Annotated in this window: 16 protein-coding genes; 9 read left to right on the top strand and 7 right to left on the bottom strand. The window is 41.3% G+C overall.

Features of this window, described 5'->3' with window-relative positions; genetic code table 11:
- Nucleotides 1–43: 43 nt before the first annotated feature.
- Both AWW73_RS17345 and tenA read right to left on the bottom strand, forming a co-directional pair.
- Nucleotides 44–415 (bottom strand): MerR family transcriptional regulator, encoded by a 372-nt coding sequence (locus AWW73_RS17345; RefSeq protein WP_016143748.1) that lies wholly within the window; start codon nucleotides 413–415, stop codon nucleotides 44–46.
- 64 nt (nucleotides 416–479) lie between these two features.
- Nucleotides 480–1,154, bottom strand: a complete 675-nt coding sequence (gene tenA / locus AWW73_RS17340) for a thiaminase II (RefSeq protein WP_062850272.1) — start codon at nucleotides 1,152–1,154, stop codon at nucleotides 480–482.
- 262 nt (nucleotides 1,155–1,416) lie between these two features.
- Between tenA and AWW73_RS17335 the strand changes: the two genes are divergently transcribed.
- From AWW73_RS17335 to ssb, 3 genes are all read left to right on the top strand, one after another.
- Nucleotides 1,417–2,499 carry a DUF475 domain-containing protein gene (locus tag AWW73_RS17335; protein ID WP_062850271.1) on the top strand — a complete coding sequence of 361 codons (1,083 nt, stop codon included), beginning with the start codon at nucleotides 1,417–1,419 and terminating at the stop codon, nucleotides 2,497–2,499.
- Between the two features lie 146 nt (nucleotides 2,500–2,645).
- Entirely contained in the window at nucleotides 2,646–4,010 is a 1,365-nt protein-coding gene (locus AWW73_RS17330) for an MFS transporter (RefSeq protein ID WP_044119018.1), read from the top strand.
- A 51-nt stretch (nucleotides 4,011–4,061) separates the two neighbouring features.
- Nucleotides 4,062–4,652, top strand: coding sequence for a single-stranded DNA-binding protein (gene ssb / locus AWW73_RS17325; RefSeq protein WP_016143745.1), 591 nt, complete (start codon nucleotides 4,062–4,064; stop codon nucleotides 4,650–4,652).
- Between the two features lie 40 nt (nucleotides 4,653–4,692).
- Here the strand turns inward: ssb and AWW73_RS17320 are convergent, their stop codons facing one another.
- Together AWW73_RS17320 and AWW73_RS17315 are read right to left on the bottom strand one after the other, a co-directional pair.
- The gene (locus tag AWW73_RS17320) at nucleotides 4,693–5,016 is read right to left on the bottom strand and encodes an AzlD domain-containing protein (RefSeq protein ID WP_016143744.1); all 324 of its coding nucleotides are present in this window, start codon (nucleotides 5,014–5,016) and stop codon (nucleotides 4,693–4,695) included.
- Nucleotides 5,013–5,708, bottom strand: a complete 696-nt coding sequence (locus tag AWW73_RS17315) for an AzlC family ABC transporter permease (RefSeq protein ID WP_062850270.1) — start codon at nucleotides 5,706–5,708, stop codon at nucleotides 5,013–5,015. The genes AWW73_RS17320 and AWW73_RS17315 overlap by 4 nt, the downstream gene beginning before the upstream one ends.
- Before the next feature lie 68 nt (nucleotides 5,709–5,776).
- Between AWW73_RS17315 and AWW73_RS17310 the strand changes: the two genes are divergently transcribed.
- Both AWW73_RS17310 and AWW73_RS17305 read left to right on the top strand, forming a co-directional pair.
- Nucleotides 5,777–6,325 (top strand): helix-turn-helix domain-containing protein, encoded by a 549-nt coding sequence (locus AWW73_RS17310; protein ID WP_016142803.1) that lies wholly within the window; start codon nucleotides 5,777–5,779, stop codon nucleotides 6,323–6,325.
- Nucleotides 6,326–6,630: 305 nt separating this feature from the next.
- The gene (locus AWW73_RS17305; RefSeq protein WP_016142804.1) at nucleotides 6,631–8,073 is read left to right on the top strand and encodes an amino acid permease; all 1,443 of its coding nucleotides are present in this window, start codon (nucleotides 6,631–6,633) and stop codon (nucleotides 8,071–8,073) included.
- 63 nt (nucleotides 8,074–8,136) lie between these two features.
- Here the strand turns inward: AWW73_RS17305 and pdxR are convergent, their stop codons facing one another.
- Complete coding sequence (gene pdxR / locus AWW73_RS17300; protein ID WP_062850269.1) at nucleotides 8,137–9,636, bottom strand: MocR-like pyridoxine biosynthesis transcription factor PdxR; 1,500 nt, start codon at nucleotides 9,634–9,636, stop codon at nucleotides 8,137–8,139.
- A gap of 156 nt (nucleotides 9,637–9,792) precedes the next feature.
- Between pdxR and gabT the strand changes: the two genes are divergently transcribed.
- Both gabT and AWW73_RS17290 read left to right on the top strand, forming a co-directional pair.
- Complete coding sequence (gene gabT, locus AWW73_RS17295) at nucleotides 9,793–11,085, top strand: 4-aminobutyrate--2-oxoglutarate transaminase (RefSeq protein WP_062850268.1); 1,293 nt, start codon at nucleotides 9,793–9,795, stop codon at nucleotides 11,083–11,085.
- Nucleotides 11,082–12,530 carry an NAD-dependent succinate-semialdehyde dehydrogenase gene (locus AWW73_RS17290; RefSeq protein WP_016142807.1) on the top strand — a complete coding sequence of 483 codons (1,449 nt, stop codon included), beginning with the start codon at nucleotides 11,082–11,084 and terminating at the stop codon, nucleotides 12,528–12,530. Before gabT ends, AWW73_RS17290 begins: the two co-directional genes overlap by 4 nt.
- A 104-nt stretch (nucleotides 12,531–12,634) precedes the next feature.
- Here AWW73_RS17290 and AWW73_RS17285 read toward each other — a convergent pair whose 3' ends face one another.
- Together AWW73_RS17285 and ycaC are read right to left on the bottom strand one after the other, a co-directional pair.
- Nucleotides 12,635–13,609: a LysR substrate-binding domain-containing protein gene (locus tag AWW73_RS17285; protein ID WP_062850267.1), complete on the bottom strand. Its 975-nt coding sequence runs from the start codon at nucleotides 13,607–13,609 to the stop codon at nucleotides 12,635–12,637.
- A gap of 20 nt (nucleotides 13,610–13,629) precedes the next feature.
- Nucleotides 13,630–14,256: an isochorismate family cysteine hydrolase YcaC gene (ycaC, locus tag AWW73_RS17280; protein WP_057106285.1), complete on the bottom strand. Its 627-nt coding sequence runs from the start codon at nucleotides 14,254–14,256 to the stop codon at nucleotides 13,630–13,632.
- A gap of 277 nt (nucleotides 14,257–14,533) precedes the next feature.
- On the opposite strand from ycaC, the gene AWW73_RS17275 reads away from it, so the two are divergent.
- Nucleotides 14,534–15,406 (top strand): pirin family protein, encoded by an 873-nt coding sequence (locus tag AWW73_RS17275; RefSeq protein ID WP_062850266.1) that lies wholly within the window; start codon nucleotides 14,534–14,536, stop codon nucleotides 15,404–15,406.
- 440 nt (nucleotides 15,407–15,846) lie between these two features.
- Entirely contained in the window at nucleotides 15,847–17,145 is a 1,299-nt protein-coding gene (locus tag AWW73_RS17270; protein WP_005066911.1) for an FAD-dependent oxidoreductase, read from the top strand.
- Nucleotides 17,146–17,148: the final 3 nt, after the last annotated feature.

Below are 17,148 nucleotides of genomic sequence, written 5' to 3'. Positions count from 1 at the left end.
AGCACTCATTTTGAAAGCTATTTGCAGATTTTAACTAGCTGTTTTAGGCAGAAATCTTATTGGTAATATAAGTCTGAATAATCTCATCTTCCAGTTGCTTTAAATCTTCTTGTAAACGATTTAATGCTTTTTTTTGCTCAATAATTTGTTGATTCTTTTTTTGAATAAGCTGCTGTGCAATTTCTACAGGAAAACGATTATTTTTATATTTTAAAGCTGACAAGTCATACAGTTCTGAAAGGCTAAATCCGACAGCTTGCGCGAGGCGAATCATCTTAACCGCTTGAACATCCAGTGCTTCATAAACACGATAATTTCCCTTTCTTTTTGCGACTGGTAGTAAGCCTAATTTCTCATAATGCCGAATGGCTTTAGGAGTGGCTCCAGTTAAAGATGCTAATTCGCCGATATACATATCTGTCTCACATTTTTTAAAAACGGTCAGCATCTTGAACGATCTGACCGATTCTTTTTAAGTTTTAAATATGATCTAAACCTAACCATTGTCTTTTGTGGTAGGCGCTATCCCAAAACAACCACTCAAGTTTTGCACCCATGGTATAGGCTGCATACATTTTTTCTAAAGTATCTGCATCACAACGTGCTGCAACTTTATCTACTGTCGCAATCACATTACGAACCGCTGTATGAAACTCTTCACCAGCGTAAGTATCAATCCATGCTTGGTAAGGGTTATTTGGAATTGATTTATTTACAATATCTTTACCGACTTCAGCATAAATCCAGAAACACGGTAGTAGGGCCGCAAGCACAACTGGATAGCTTTCAGACCAAGCAGTTGCTGTTAAAAATGAAGTGTAGTGGTGGCCTGCCAAGGTTAGCGGCGTATTTTTAAATTCTTCTTTGGTTACCCCAAAGTTTTTCATAAAGTCATCATGCAAACTGCGCTCAACCACAATCGCAATTTTGGCTGCATCTGAAAATTGCATAATATCGTCAGCCTCAAAAGCCTTTGCTGCTGCAACAGCAAGCACACGACCATAGGCCACTAAGTATTGAGCATCTTGAATCACATAATGACAAAAAGCTTCTTTATCTAAAGTACCGTGAGCAAGTTCCTGATTAAAAGGCAGGTCTAAAATTTTTTGATATAAATTTAAATTGCGTTGCCAAAGTTCTTGAGAAAAAAGCATAAAAACATTCCATTTAATTTAAGACAGCTGAACCAGATTTTAAATCAATTTTAAAATACAAAAATAATAATGATAGATATATCGCAAGAAAATATTTAACACGATTAACAAGTTAATCAAATATTATAAATTTCTTTATTAAACAGGTAGATAAAGTAACAGTAATAACGGCACAAAACGACATCGTTTTGTGGTGAATTATCGATATAATAGCGGCGGTTTTTAAGAAAGATTAAATTTATTCTTGGTATAGGTCTGATCCATGAAGCATTTCCGATTTTCGATATTTTTCACGGTGGTGTGTTTAGCACTATCGGCGTATTGGGGTTTTACCCATGGACCTGAAGCGGGCGTGTCTACCATGCTTAAAGCTTTAACGATTACAGCCATTTTAGCTGTAATGGAGGTCTCTTTATCTTTTGACAATGCTGTCGTAAATGCCTCGGTTCTACGTAATTGGGATCCGTTCTGGAAAATGCTCTTTTTGACGGTTGGTATTTTAATCGCCGTTTTTGGTATGCGTTTAATTTTTCCAGTGGCGATTGTCGCCGTTACTGCAGATATGGGAATGATTGAAGTGGCTAAATTGGCACTCAACGATCCAAAAACGTATTCTGAGCGATTAATGGCCCACCACGCCGAGATCTCTGCTTTTGGTGGAACATTCCTACTATTGGTTTTCTTGAACTTCTTTTTTGATGAAGAGAAAGAAACTCATTGGTTCAGATGGCTTGAAGCTAAACTTTCTAGTTTAGCAAGCGTACCAGCAATGTCTGTTTTTATTGCTCTCATTGCAATGCTAATTATGGCAGCAAATGTTGACGAATCTCAGCGCCTTGTTGTGACTATGGCCGGTATTTGGGGCATTGTGGTTTATATTGGTGTAGAAGTATTAAGCCATATGTTAGGTGGTGAACCTGAAATTGATGAAGATGGCAATGCTGTCATGAAAGACGGATCAGGTGCTGCTTCTGGTGTAGTGAAAGCGGGTATCGGTGGTTTCTTATATCTTGAAGTATTAGATGCATCATTCAGTTTTGACGGTGTGATCGGTGCTTTTGCAATTACTAGCGACGTTGTTGTTATTATGCTGGGCCTTGCAATCGGTGCTATTTTTGTCCGTTCAATGACAGTTTACCTTGTGGAAAAAGGCACACTAGATGCTTATGTGTTCTTAGAACATGGTGCGCATTATGCGATTGGTGCTTTAGCATTCATTATGATTGCAAGTGGTACAGGCGTACATGTACCTGAAGTTGTGACTGGTTTAATTGGTGTAGCGTTTATTGTTTGGGCTGTCATTGCTTCAATTCAGTATTCGAAGCGTGATCAACAGTCGCCTTAAGCTAATTTTCAGTAAAGTTCGATAGAATGAAGAGGCTAAATGCCTCTTTATTTTTTTAAGCCCAAATCGTTATTTTAAATAAGGTGTTCCGTATTTTTAGAAACGAATCGGCTTATAATTTACCTAGTTTGATAACGTGTATTGATATGATGAATGCTTTGGAACGTCGCTCAACTTTTGCCTTAAGTAGTATTTTCGCACTACGCATGTTGGGCTTGTTCATGATTATTCCTGTCTTTTCTGTAGTTGGGCAGTCATATCAATATGCAACTCCAGCACTCATTGGTTTGGCTGTAGGTATCTATGGCTTAAGTCAGGCAATTTTACAGATTCCATTTAGCTTACTGGCAGACCGTTTTAGCCGTAAACCACTTGTGGTATTTGGTCTATTACTCTTTGCCATTGGTGGTGCAATTGCGGGTTTATCTGACACGATTTATGGTGTAATTATTGGTCGTGCTATCGCTGGCGCTGGCGCAGTTTCAGCTGTTGTGATGGCACTTTTAGCCGATGTGACGCGCGAAGAGCAGCGTACTAAAGCCATGGCCGCGATGGGCATGAGTATTGGGCTATCTTTTGTAGTGGCCTTTAGTCTGGGGCCTTGGCTCACAAGCCTTGTCGGCATTTCTGGTTTGTTCTTTGTGACGACTATTATGGGCTTGATTGCGATAGCGATGTTATTGCTTGTACCTAAAGTGACTCGCCATCATCGTAATTATCAGCAAGGCTACATGGCACAGCTTAAGCAAGTCATTCAAATGGGTGATTTAAACCGTTTGCACGTTTCGGTTTTTGCATTGCACTTATTACTTACTGCCATGTTTATTTATGTGCCTTCACAACTTATCGAGTTTGCACATATTCCTCTGGCGAGCCACGGTCTGGTGTATTTGCCCCTGTTAGTCATTAGCCTGTTCTTTGCATTTCCAAGCATTATCATTGCTGAAAAATATCGCAAAATGCGAGGGATTTTCTTAACGGCAATTACAGGCATTATTGCAGGTTTGTTGCTGCTCATATTTGGTTATCAATCAAAATATGTTCTGCTTGCAGGTTTAGGTATTTTCTTTATTGCATTTAATGTGATGGAGGCTTTATTGCCTTCTTGGTTGTCGAAGTCTGCTCCAATCCAGTCAAAAGCAACTGCTATGGGCGTAAATGCCAGTAGTCAGTTTTTAGGCGCTTTTTTTGGTGGCACACTAGGTGGTCAATTATTGATGTTACATAATACTGCGATTGGATGGAGTGTCTTGGCAGGGATTGCTATAATATGGTTGCTAATTAGTTTTGGTTTAGCTCAGCCGCGGTATTTGTCATCGATTGTGTTGCCATTGCCGCAAGTGCAACAGGTGAATGAGTGGACCACACAGCTATTGGCAATTCGTGGTATCGAAGAAGTTGTGGTGATGCCTGACCAGCAAGTTGCTTATATTAAAGTCGATAAACAGTCTCTAGATGATGCTGCGCGACGTGATTTAACGCAGTTGTTCGGTAAAGAGGTAGCCATTTAAGCATAACTCTTATAAAGTAAAACATAGAAATGTATAGGATGAAGACAGCTAATGCGTGGTGTAAATAAGGTTATTTTGGTTGGTACTTTGGGTCGTGATCCTGAAACAAAAACTTTTCCAAATGGGGGCTCGTTGACCCAATTTTCAATCGCGACAAGTGAAGCTTGGACTGATAAAAATACTGGTGAACGTAAAGAACAAACAGAATGGCACCGTATTGTATTGCATAACCGTTTAGGGGAAATTGCTCAACAGTTCTTGCGTAAAGGTTCTAAGGTTTATATTGAAGGTTCACTACGTACGCGTCAGTGGACAGACCAAAATGGCCAAGAGCGTTACACTACAGAAATTCGTGGCGACCAGATGCAGATGTTAGATGCTCGTCAACAAGGTGAACAAGGTTTCGCTGGTGGTAATGATTTTAATCAACCACGTTTTAACGCACCTCAACAGGGTGGTAATGGTTATCAAAATAATAACAACCAAGGTGGCGGCTACGGTCAAAACAGTGGCGGCGGTTATGGTAGCCAAGGTGGTTTCGGTAATGGTGGAAGCAATCCTCAAGCGGGTGGTTTTGCGCCTAAAGCTCCGCAACAACCAGCTTCTGCACCAGCTGATTTAGACGACGATTTACCGTTCTAATCAAAGTTTCAAAAAAGGCGAGTTTATCTCGCCTTTTTTATTACTCAATCCCAAGCAAACGGATAAGTGCCGTGCCCGCGGCTGCCAAGCAAATCACCAATAAAAGCGGTACTTTTTTCCAAACCAAGAACAGTGCTAGTGCCACCCCAAATATACGTGCGAACCCCGCGAAATGTTGACCTTCAAAAAATGTTGTCGTCACAGCAATTGCACAGAGCAAGACAGTTGCCCCATTTGAGAGTAAAACTTGGTATTTTTCAGAAAAAGAAAACTTGGCACCCAAGTGAAAACCAGCAAAGCGAATGCCATAGGTTCCAAGTGCTAACAAGCCTATACCCAAAATTATGAGTAACTGTTGATTCATTTCTTTCTACCCCATATCAAGCCAAAAAGTGAAATCAGAATTGGAAGTCCTGAGGCCAAAAAAGGTGTGGTGATCAGGGCTAAAGTAGATCCGGCAAATGCAGCTTTTCGAGTAGATTTATTCTTTAAAGCAGAAAAAGTAAGTGCAATTAAAATCGCTGGGAAAATGGCATCTAAGCCGAATGTTTTTGGGTCGGGAATAGCACTTCCAATAAAATAACCCACCGTTACACCAAGTGGCCAACTCAGCATAATGCATATACCACATAACCAGTAAGCAGCTTTTTTTGTTTCAAAATCGGGTTGTGCCATACCAAACAAAACGCTTTCATCGTTCATGATATGAGCCCCGAAATATCGAGAATATTTGCCACGAATCAGTTCATTGACCGCAATGCCAAAAGGTAAGTGCCTTAAATTGACGAGTAGTCCTGCAATTGCAGCCGCAATCGGGCTACCCCCTACAGCCAAGAATCCAATAAAAATAAATTCAGCAGTTCCTGCGAGCACAAATACAGATAGGCAAAGCGGAATCCAGAGTGCTAAGCCATAACTTGCGGCGAGTGAACCTAAAGACATGCCAACGACACTCGTCGCTAGACACACAAAGAAAATCGAGCGAGTCGTGTCTTTACTGAGTTTTTTAATGAGAGCGTATGTAGTCATAGCATGATATAACGAACGATTTTCCATTATAATGAATAAGTCTGATTGTTTTGTCAAAACGAACGATCGTTTTTTTTATAGAACGGATGTACTGAATGTCTCAGCCAATTGAAATTATTGCCAAAGGTTTAACGCGTGAACGCCAAAGAGCAGGGCTTTCATTGGCAGAGGTTGCTCGCCGTGCAGGAGTTGCCAAATCGACTCTTTCACAATTAGAAGCGGGCCAAGGTAACCCAAGCATTGAAACCTTATGGGCACTTTGTGTTGCGCTGAATATTCCATTTGCGCGTTTGATGGAAGAACCGAGCAATCAGGTACAAGTCATTCGCTGTGGCGATGGTCCAACAGTGAGCTCAGAGATCGCCAACTACAAAGCAATTTTGCTGGCGACTTGTCCGCCTCATGCGCGCCGTGATGTTTATTTATTGATTGTGGAGCCGGGTGAAGACCGGCTTTCAGAGCCACATCCAGTTGGTTCTGTAGAGCATATTATTGTGATTGAAGGGAAAGCTTTGGTGGGTTTAATTGATGAAGCGGTAGAGCTTGGTGTTGGAGACTATATTTGCTATCCAGCTGACCAGAAACATATATTTAGAGCGTTGCAAACAGGCACAAAAGCGTTGTTAATCTCTGAACAGAACTAAAGATTTTCAATCTGATTAAAATAAAAACAAAAAGCCATTTAGCAGTATCCGCTACAAAAAGGGCCAATTTTGCGTATAAATTTTGCAATTGGCTCTCTCTTTTATTACAAAAATGGCTCTCGTTTCTTGAGTGCCGAAACGACAAATTAAAGCTATTGGAAGTATGCATACGGAAGCGCCGGATAAGCTCAGTGAATTTTCTGTTTTAGGAATTGGGCAGAACGGCTAAATTTTTAGGGGATATTTTTTGGCTTCGGAGGATTTCCGAGACTAGCCGATATCCTCCATATATTAAGGAAAATGATATGGCAGCTCATCAAAATGGTTCTGAAGCCAATCACTCCCAAAGTTTAAAACATGGACTTAAATCACGCCACCTCACCATGATCTCGATTGCTGGGGTTATTGGCGGTTCTCTGTTTGTTGGCTCAGGCAGTATTATCTACAACACCGGCCCTGTGGTATTTCTAACCTACGCATTAGGTGGTTTACTCGTTTGGTTCATCATGCGTATGTTAGGCGAGATGGCCGTTTTAAATCCTGATAGTGGCTCTTTTTCAACCTATGCGGATCGTGCAATTGGTCGTTGGGCAGGGTTTTCAATTGGCTGGTTGTACTGGTGTACTTTGGCAATGCTCATGGGGTGGGAAGCTTATGTTGCAGGTAAAATTCTAAACAACTGGTTCCCGTTTATACCGATCTGGGCCTATATGGTCGTGGTGATTGGTGCACTTGTTGTCGTTAATTTGCAAAACGTGAAAAACTATGGCGAGTTTGAGTTCTGGTTTGCGCTCATTAAAGTCATCGCGATTGTTATTTTCCTTGTGATTGGTAGTTTAGCCATCATGCATTTGTGGCCTTGGGGCAATCCGGCTGCTTCTGGTATTAGTAACCTAACTTCTCAAGGCTTTATGCCTAATGGTGGTTCATCCGTTATTACCGCCTTGCTTGGGGTCATGTTCGCCTATATTGGCGCTGAAATTGTGACTGTAGCAGCGGCAGAATCGGCAAACCCATCTAAAGAAATTCGTAAGGCATCGAACTCGGTGGTTTGGCGAATTATTTTATTCTACGTCGGCTCAATGTTCGTTGCGGTATGTTTGATTCCCCACAACAATGAACTTTTGAAAGATTCAACTTGGGGTACTTATAGTGTGACTCTGTCTGCCCTTGGCATTCCGGGTGCGCGCCATATCGTTAACTTTGTGGTTTTAACATCGGTATGTAGTTGCTTTAACTCAGCACTTTACACATGTTCACGTATGTTGTTCTCTTTAGCTAAACGTGGTGATGCACCGAAAAGTTTTGGTTCTGTAAACAGTAAAAGCAGCCCTTGGGTTGGGGTGATTGTGTCATGCTTCTTCTCAGTGATTGCAGTAATTTTAACTGCAACCGAGAGTATGAATGTTTATGACTTTTTCATGCTAACGACTGGTGCAGCAACACTGTATGTATACCTGACCATTGCATATTCTCAGCTTCGTATGCGTAAGAAACTTGAAGCGGAAGGCGTAAAAATTGACTTTAAAATGTGGATGTTCCCTTATCTAACATACGTGGTGATCTTTGCAATTATTGGTGCAATTCTTACCATGTTGATTGAAGGCACCTACTTTAAAGAAGTGATTTACACTACAGCATTGTTCGGCATTATTGTGTTCTTCGGATTGTTGTCCGAAAAATTGGGTTGGGGTAAAGATCGTAGAGCGACTCATTTAACTCATAGCCATGAAGAAAAGTTAGTTTAAATTTTTAAATAAAAAAAGAGCCTCACAATGAGGCTCTTTTTGTTTATTAATATGGAAAAATCTTTAATTCAGCGTAGGTACACCTGCTTCACGTAAGCACTGCAGCAAGACGCCAAAAGCCATCACCATGTCTTTTTCATTTACGCAGGCAAAGCCCATCAGCAGTCCACGCTCTGCATGCGCATGCGACTGCATGTAGTACTGTGAAAGTGGACGAACCTTGACGCCGCGTTCGAGTGCAGTCGCTGCAATCGCCACATCGTCACAAGCGTTCGGTAGTTTTAAAACCAGATGTAATCCTGCTGCTTCATCATATTCATGAATAAATTCGGGGCCAAGATAGCGTTGAATTAAGCTCACCAAGTAATCACGGCGTTTACCATAGAGCAGGCGCATGCGACGAATATGCGCTTCGTAATGGCCTTCACGAATAAATTCAGCTAGGGCTTTTTGCTCAAGCAAATGGCCCCCACGATAAAGCTCGGCTGCCACGATACGTAGTGGTGAAAAAAGTGGTTTAGGTACGACTAAATAACCAATTCTTAAAGATGGATAAATGGTTTTACTAAATGTGCCCATGTACAGCACAGGCGCATCATTTTCTAAACCTTGTAAAGATGGATAAGGCTGACCTGAGAAACGGAACTCACTGTCATAGTCATCTTCGACAATCCAGCTATTGTGCTGACGTGCGATTTGAATCAATTGTCTGCGACGATCAAGACTTAAATGTGAGCCAAGCGGATATTGATGTGAAGGTGTGACAAAAATGAGTTTAGGCGGAACAGCTGGATTTTCTTCAGGAATAATGCCTTCAGCATCGACAGGCATCGGCTGAATATCAAGACCATTAATCCGTAACGTATTACGCATTCCCCAATAAGCGGGGTCTTCAATCCAGATTTTATCTCCCATATCGCTAAGGGCACGTGAGACTAAATCAATGGCTTGGTGGATGCCTTCGGTAATAATAATTTGATCCGCATCGCACTGAACTGAACGTGCAACACGTAAGTAATCTGCCAGCGCACTTCGAAGTTCAATACAGCCACCAGCATTGCTATAAATCAGGCGGTTAATATCTGGTTCGCGGCTTAAGCGTGCTTGAATGCGACTAAAAATATGATGGGGGAACTCAGTCACATCGGGTGCTCCCGGCACGAAAGCTCCCCATTGGTGTGGTGAAGCTGCGGCATAACCTAATAAGTTAGAACCACGCTGTGAGAGGGCATAAGAGCTTTGAGCTTTCGGGCTAGAAACTACTTTTTTCTTGTTTTGTGTATTTAAAAAACTCTCTGGTAATTTTTCGGCAACCCAAGTGCCGTGCCCCGTACGAGCTTCTAAGTAACCTTCAGCCTGTAGCTGTTCATAGGCAGTAAGCACTGTATTTCTTGAAACATGAATTTCACTGGCTAAGTCGCGTGACGCAGGTAGACGGGTCTTGGGCTGGATGACTCCATCAATAATGGCACCACGCAGGCAACGGAAAAGGCGTTGATGTAGTTTCCCTTCAGTGTCCTGTTGGAGTCGTTGCAGCAAATGATCTCCAAGTAAACTACGCAATTGGCTCTCTCCTACAGTTAAAAAGTGGCTCTCGTCAGTTGGCATCAGACGAGCGAAATTACATGCATAGGCAGTCGTTGTAAAGCACCCTGAAAATTAAGCACAGGATGCAAAAAACCAAAGCTGCAACTGATGATGAAAATATGAGGGAATCAAATGGATAATCAACATTCTGCACTTAACGCACGTAAACAGCAAGCAACTCCACGTGGTGTAGGCGTGATGTGCCAGTGGTATGCGGAAAAAGCTGAAAATGCTACGCTTTGGGACAAGGAAGGCAATCAATTTATCGACTTTGCGGGTGGTATCGCGGTTTTAAATACAGGCCATCGCCACCCTAAAGTGATTGCAGCGGTGACTGAGCAACTCACTAAATTTACGCATACTGCCTATCAAGTAACACCATATGAAAGCTATGTAGCTTTAGCTGAGCGTATTAATGAACGCGCGCCAATTGCTGGTCCTGCCAAGTCAGCTTTTTTTACAACTGGTGCAGAAGCAGTTGAAAATGCGGTGAAGATTGCTCGTTGTTATACAGGTCGTCACGGCATTATTACTTTCGGTAATGGTTTCCACGGTCGTTCATTCATGACCATGGCAATGACAGGTAAAACAGCGCCTTACAAACGTGATTTCGGGGTAATGCCAGCGGGTGTATTCCACGCACGTTACCCTGTGCCTGCTAAAGGTATTTCAGTAGACGCGGCAATTGAAAGCGTTGAAGATATTTTCAGTGAAGATATTGCACCACATGATGTTGCAGCAATCGTACTTGAGCCAGTACAGGGTGAAGGTGGTTTCAATGTGGTGCCAGCTGAGTTCTTAAAACGTTTACGTTCAATTTGCGACAAGCACGGTATTTTATTGGTTGCTGACGAAGTGCAATCAGGTTTTGCTCGTACTGGTAAATTGTTCGCAATGAACTATTACGAGATTAAAGCAGACCTCATTACGATGGCGAAAAGCTTGGGCGGTGGTTTCCCAATTTCAGGTGTTGTTGGCCGTGCAGAAGTGATGGATGCACCAAATCCAGGTGGCCTAGGTGGTACTTATGCAGGTAGCCCGATTGCGGTTGCTGCTGCGCATGCTGTGATTGATGCGATTGAAGAAGAAAACCTATGCGACCGTGCAAATGAATTAGGTGGAGAGTTAGTAGCTACCCTTAAAGATATTCAACAAGCAACAGGCGACGTAGTAACTGATATTCGTGCTTTAGGTTCAATGGTTGCAGTAGAGCTTGAAACAGCTGAACAAGCAAAAGTTGTACAAAACTATGCAATGGAAAACGGGTTGTTACTTCTTACTTGTGGTAAATACGGTAATGTAATTCGTTTCTTATATCCATTAACCATTCCTGCTGAACAATTCCGCCAAGGCCTTGATATCTTGAAACAAGGTTTTGCAACTCTAAAAGCAGGTAGTGCAAAAGCAATGGAGCAATCTGCATGATTCAAAATAATTTGCAGTATTTATTAAAACATCCTGATATCTCATTAGAAGCACCTGCATCAAATGACTATGTCGAGGTAAATGATGCTGCTACGGGTGAAACTTTGGCATGGGTAAAAACCTATGACCGTGCAGGGGTTGAAGCCGCAATTAATCGTTCAGCAAAAGCGCAAGCTGCTTGGAAAAAGCAAACTGCCTTGGCTCGTGCTGATGTGCTATTGGCATGGTACAACCTCATGCTTGAGCACAAAGAAAATCTGGCTCAAATCTTAACAGCTGAGCAAGGTAAACCATTGGCAGAAGCACGTGGTGAAATTGGTTATGCAGCATCATTTATTCGCTGGTTTGCAGAGCAAGCGCGCCGTATTGATGGTGAAGTCTTAACACCTACATTGCCAAATCAACGTTTGCTTGTGATTAAACAAGCGATTGGTGTTACTGCTGCAATTACGCCGTGGAATTTCCCGGCTGCCATGATTACGCGTAAAGCAGGTCCAGCGATTGCTGCGGGTTGTTCAATGTTGGTTAAACCTGCAGAACAAACGCCGTTAACCGCTTATGCGCTTGAAGTATTGGCTTTACAGGCAGGTTTACCAGCTGATGTTTTAATTAACATTAGTGGTGATGCAGTTGAAGTTGGTAAAACCCTATGCGAAAGCGATATTGTTCGTAAGCTCAGCTTTACAGGTTCAACCCAAGTTGGCCGTATCTTGATGCAACAATGTGCGCCAACCATTAAAAAGCTTTCGCTTGAACTTGGTGGTAATGCACCAGTTGTGGTATTTGACGATGCCAATCTTGAACAAGCTGTTCAGGGCATTATGGCAAGTAAATATCGTAACAGCGGTCAAACTTGTGTTTGTGCTAACCGTATTTATGTTCAAGACGGTATTTACGATGCATTGGCAGAGCGTCTGGTTGAAGCTGTGTCTAAGCTTAAAGTTGGTGACGGTCGTCAAGAAGGTTCAACCCAAGGGCCTTTAATTGATGAAGATGCGATTGCAAAAGTTCAGTCTCATATTGCAGATGCAACCGAGAAAGGCGCAACAGTTCGTATTGGTGGTCAACGCTCGGCACTTGGTGGCACATTCTTTGAGCCAACGGTTTTAACTGGCGTAACTCAAGACATGAAAGTGTCTAAAGAAGAAACTTTTGGTCCGCTTGCACCACTATTCCGCTTTAAAACTGAAGATGAAGCAGTGGCGATGGCGAATGATACCGAGTTTGGTTTAGCTGCTTATTTATTTACTCAAAGCACAGCTCGTCAATGGCGAGTGGGTGAAGCACTTGAGTACGGTATGGTCGGCATTAACACGGGTGCGATTTCAAATGAAGTTGCTCCGTTTGGTGGCGTAAAACAGTCAGGTCTAGGCCGTGAAGGTTCAAAATTCGGCATCGAAGAATATGTCGAAATGAAATACCTCTGCGTAGACTTATCTGAGTAAGGAACCAAAACGAGTTCGTTTTGTTCTGAACGAAAACATGCAGTTATGCTGTATGTGATGTTTCACAAAAACCGGTCATGCCCATTCATGACCGGTTTTTTTATTTAAGTCGGTAGGTATCCTTCATGGCTTTCTGGTAAACGTCTGAGTTCTTCAATCAGGGTTTCAATGAGTTTTTCAACCACAAGACGTTGGCCTTTTCTGGACACATAAACCAGTTGTAGCATGCCAATATTCGACTTCCAGTCAGGAAGAATATGAACCAGTGTACCTTTACGAATTTCAGATTCGACAGTTAAAAAGGGAAGATCGGCAATGCCTAAACCATCCATCACGGCATAGTAAACGCCTGCCAAATCATTACTTTTTATTCGTGGTTGATAAGGGATATCAACCGATTCACCGTTACGAATATTGCATAAATGCCAAATATAATTTTGTTTTTGAGTCCCTAAGCTAATACTTGGAAATTCCTGTAACTCGGAATAATGCTCGATGGTGCGACCTTGCAGTAATTCAGGCGAAGCCACTAGGCAGTGGTCGGTTTTAATCACATCACGAACAATTAAATTTGAATCTTCATTCGGTTCGAAATTGGTACGAATGGCGAGGTCGATATCATCATGCAAAATATCTACTCGACGGCTGGTCAGCTCAAGCGATATTTCAACTTTAGGGTAGGTTTTTAAAAACTGATTTAAAATTTTTCTAATTTGAAAATGCATCATTAAGGGCGGGCAGCTTACTTTTATTACCCCTTGCGGTTCACTTTTTTGCTTTAACAAAACGTTTTCTGCACATTCAACTTGAGCAATAACTTTGCAGCATTCCTCATAAAATTCTTGACCTAAATCGGTCACTTTAAAATGGCGGGTAGTTCTTTGAATCAGGCTCACATTAAATTTATTTTCAAGATCAATAATACGTCGGCTGAGTTTCGATTTACTTATATTTTCGGCTTCACTGGCCGCACTAAAGCCGCCGTGTTTTACGACTAAATAGAAATAATAAAAATCATCAAAAGAGCTTATCAATGTCCGATCAATCCATTTAAATTTAAGATTAGAGTGCTTAGGCACTCTAATCTTAGCAATTCAGCTTATTTTTGCGATGTATTAAAATTATAGCTGGTCATCAGGTTACGGTAATCAGGAATATGATTTGAGAAGAGTGCACCGAGACCTTCCACATCATTACGCCAGTCACGGTGTAACTCACATGCCATACCAAACCAAGTCATAAGCTGAGCACCTGCTTTTGACATACGGTCCCAAGCAGCGTCACGGGTTAATTCATTGAAAGTACCAGAAGCATCAGTAATCACAAATACTTCAAAACCTTCTGCGAGGGCAGATAAAGCTGGGAATGCTACACAAACCTCAGTCACTACACCTGCAATAATCAGTTGTTTTTTACCTGTCGCTTTGACCGCTTTTACAAAGTCTTCATTGTCCCAAGCGTTGATTTGACCAGGCCGTGGAATAAAAGGTGCATCTGGGAAAAGTTCTTTTAATTCTGGAACTAAAGGACCATTTGGACCGTTTTCAAAACTGGTAGTGAGAATAGTCGGTAAATTGAAATATTTCGCCGCATCTGCAAGCGCTAATACGTTGTTTTTAAATTTATCTGGGTCGATATCTCGAACTAAAGAAAGTAAACCTGCTTGGTGGTCAACTAAAAGAACCGCAGCATTATCCTTGTCTAAGCGCACGTAATCTTGAGCCATTTTTTATTTCCTCGTGTTATCTAAATGAATAATCAAAAATTATTGAGTAGGTCGTTATTGCCTAAAATTATGCTAGTTGAGTTTTATGTTGTGTTTAAGTCTAAAAAATAGGATTAAGAATTTTAAAAATAGGACGATCAACGAGACACTTTCTGAAAAAGAGGGATTGTCTCATAGATGAAATAATGTGTTGCTAATCCTGATCTATAAACTGCAATTATTGGGGCGTAAAATCAATCTCAGTTCAAGAAAATCCTACATATATAGGAGAGATCAGATGAAGAAATTTCTTGGTGCATATCAAAATAACCACATGCATTGGGTGGGTGATGGTTTCCCTGTATATAACCTGTTCTCTTATGACCGTTTAGGCCAAACCCTAAGCCCATTTTTGTTACTCGATTATGCAGCGCCTTATAACTTCTCACCAACGACCGAACAGCAAGGTGTAGGTTCGCATCCTCACCGTGGCTTTGAAACAGTGACCATCGCCTATCAAGGTGAAGTGACTCATAAAGATTCAAGTGGTGGCGGCGGAACCATTAAAACTGGTGATGTGCAATGGATGACTGCGGGTGCAGGTGTGTTGCATGAAGAGTTCCATTCTCCTGAATTTGCAGAGCATGGTGGTCTTTTTGAAATGGTGCAATTGTGGGTTAATTTACCTGCTCATTCAAAAATGACGCCTGGAAAATACCAAGCGATTGAAGCGAAAGAAATTCCAGACATTGCACTAGACGAGCACGGTAGCCATTTGCGTGTGATTGCTGGTGAATATGCAGATGCAAAAGGTGCTGCAACCACATTTAGCCCATTAAATGTATGGGATGGTAAATTGGCTAAAGGCCAGAAACATACTCTCTATGTACCTGAAGGTCACACCACGCTTGTTGTAGTATTAGATGGCGCGATTGTGGTCAATGATGCAAATCGCCTTGAAGGTAAAACCGTTGCGATTTTGTCTCGTGAGGGTGTTGAGTTTAGTTTGAATGCAGAAGAAGACACTAAATTTTTAGTGTTGACTGGCCAACCACTCAATGAACCAATCGAAGGTTATGGTCCATTCGTAATGAATACCAAAGCTGAGATTATGGAAGCGATTAATGATTTTAATCGCGGAAAATTCGGTTCAATCATGCAAGAAGCATAAATTGCCGAATTGTGTTTGATTAAGCTCTAAAAGCAAAGTAATAAAAAGCCCGCTATCAAGTGTGAATAGCGGGCTTTTTCGCTGTAAAGGTTCTATTTTTATGATGGTTTTCATTGTTGTTTCGGCATTGTTTTGTGTGATTTGCTTCTCATTATTATGAGTTAATAATATATTAAAAAAAGATGCTTGTAAAACAAATGATATAAATATAGTTAAATTATCTTATTTTATTTAAAAGATTTTTTTTAAATTTTTAAAAAATATAGAGTTTTATACATTCATCTGCTTTTGTAAAATTTTATGAAAAACTTCTGGCTGAATCTTTTAAATTTCTTATATATAAATTGATGCAAAAAATAAAAATCTGGTAGTTTTTAATACGGCGTTTTTTTAGGGTATGAGTGATAATCAAAAAAATTCTCGAAAAATGGGACATCATTTTGAATATCGCAATTATTGGCAGTGGAATGGCAGGGCTTGCGGCAGCAAGAATTCTGAAAGATGCAGGGCATACGATCACGATATTTGAAGCACTTCCTGGCCGGGGAATGGATAGCCATAGTATTGAGTTCGATGGTGGAATTATTGATGCACCGCTACGTGTGATGAATCCTCACTTATGGAAAAATACACTTAGCCTTGCTGCTCATTTAGGTATTAAAACCTTCCCGGTTCGTACTTATATGTCTTGTAGCTGGTTATTCGAAGATCGTACGGAAACATGGTTAACGACATCTCGTAGCCGTATTGGTAATTTCCCGATTATTAATAACCGTAAAGGCATCCAGCAATATGGCTGGCGTCTTGTGAAAGGGATGTTGCAATTAAAAACTGCGATTCACCAGTTTTTCAAATCTAAAAATCAAGATATTACCCTCGCTGAATTTATTAATCAGAACGATATTGAAGAAGTATTTTGGCATGGCGTGGTTATGCCAGTGCTCTATACAATTTGTACGTGTAATCCAAAAACAATTGGCGACTGGCCTGCAAAAAACTTACTTGAGTTTTTACGTCACTTAACTGATGGCGACATGCTGTTACGTATGAAAGGTGGCACACCAGCATTTGTAGATAGCTTAATTAAAGGCATCGATATCCATAGCGGATCGGCAATTAAGAAAGTTGAGCAACAAGGCGAAAAAGTACTGGTTGAAAATAGCCAAGGTGAACAGAACTTGTTTGATCGAGTGATTGTTGCAACCCCAACATCTAAAATCGATGAGTTTTTAAATCCTGAACAGTTTGCAGAAGATATGAACTTGCTTAAGCAATTCCGCTTTGAACAAGGCGATCTTGTGATTCATACCGATGCGACAGTCATGCCGCCACGCCGTAAAGACTGGTCAGTGTTGAGCTACATGATGGACCGTAAGTTTACACGTCAGCAATTCACTGTATGGATGAATGCGGTCGAGCCAACACTCGTAGGTAAAAATCCTGTATTCCAAACTTGGCGTCCAGTGGTTGATATTGACCCTAAAAAAGTGATTTCAAAAGTGACTTTAACGCGTGCAGTTGTAGACTCGCAAACGGTTGCTTTAAACAAAGAATTGCAACAACGTCATTTAGACCCAAGCCGTAAAGTATTCTACTGTGGTTCATGGTCGTGCGATGGCTTGCCAATTTTAGAGTCAGCAGTCACTTCTGCAATGCATATTGCTGAAATTTTAGGTGCACCTTTACCATTTGTAGGTTTAAAACCTAAGGTAGAAGTTGCCCCAGAACTCGGCTACTAAAAT

This window comes from Acinetobacter lactucae, assembly GCF_001605885.1.
Taxonomy (GTDB): domain Bacteria; phylum Pseudomonadota; class Gammaproteobacteria; order Pseudomonadales; family Moraxellaceae; genus Acinetobacter; species Acinetobacter lactucae.
This window is presented reverse-complemented; position numbering and strand designations above follow the sequence as displayed.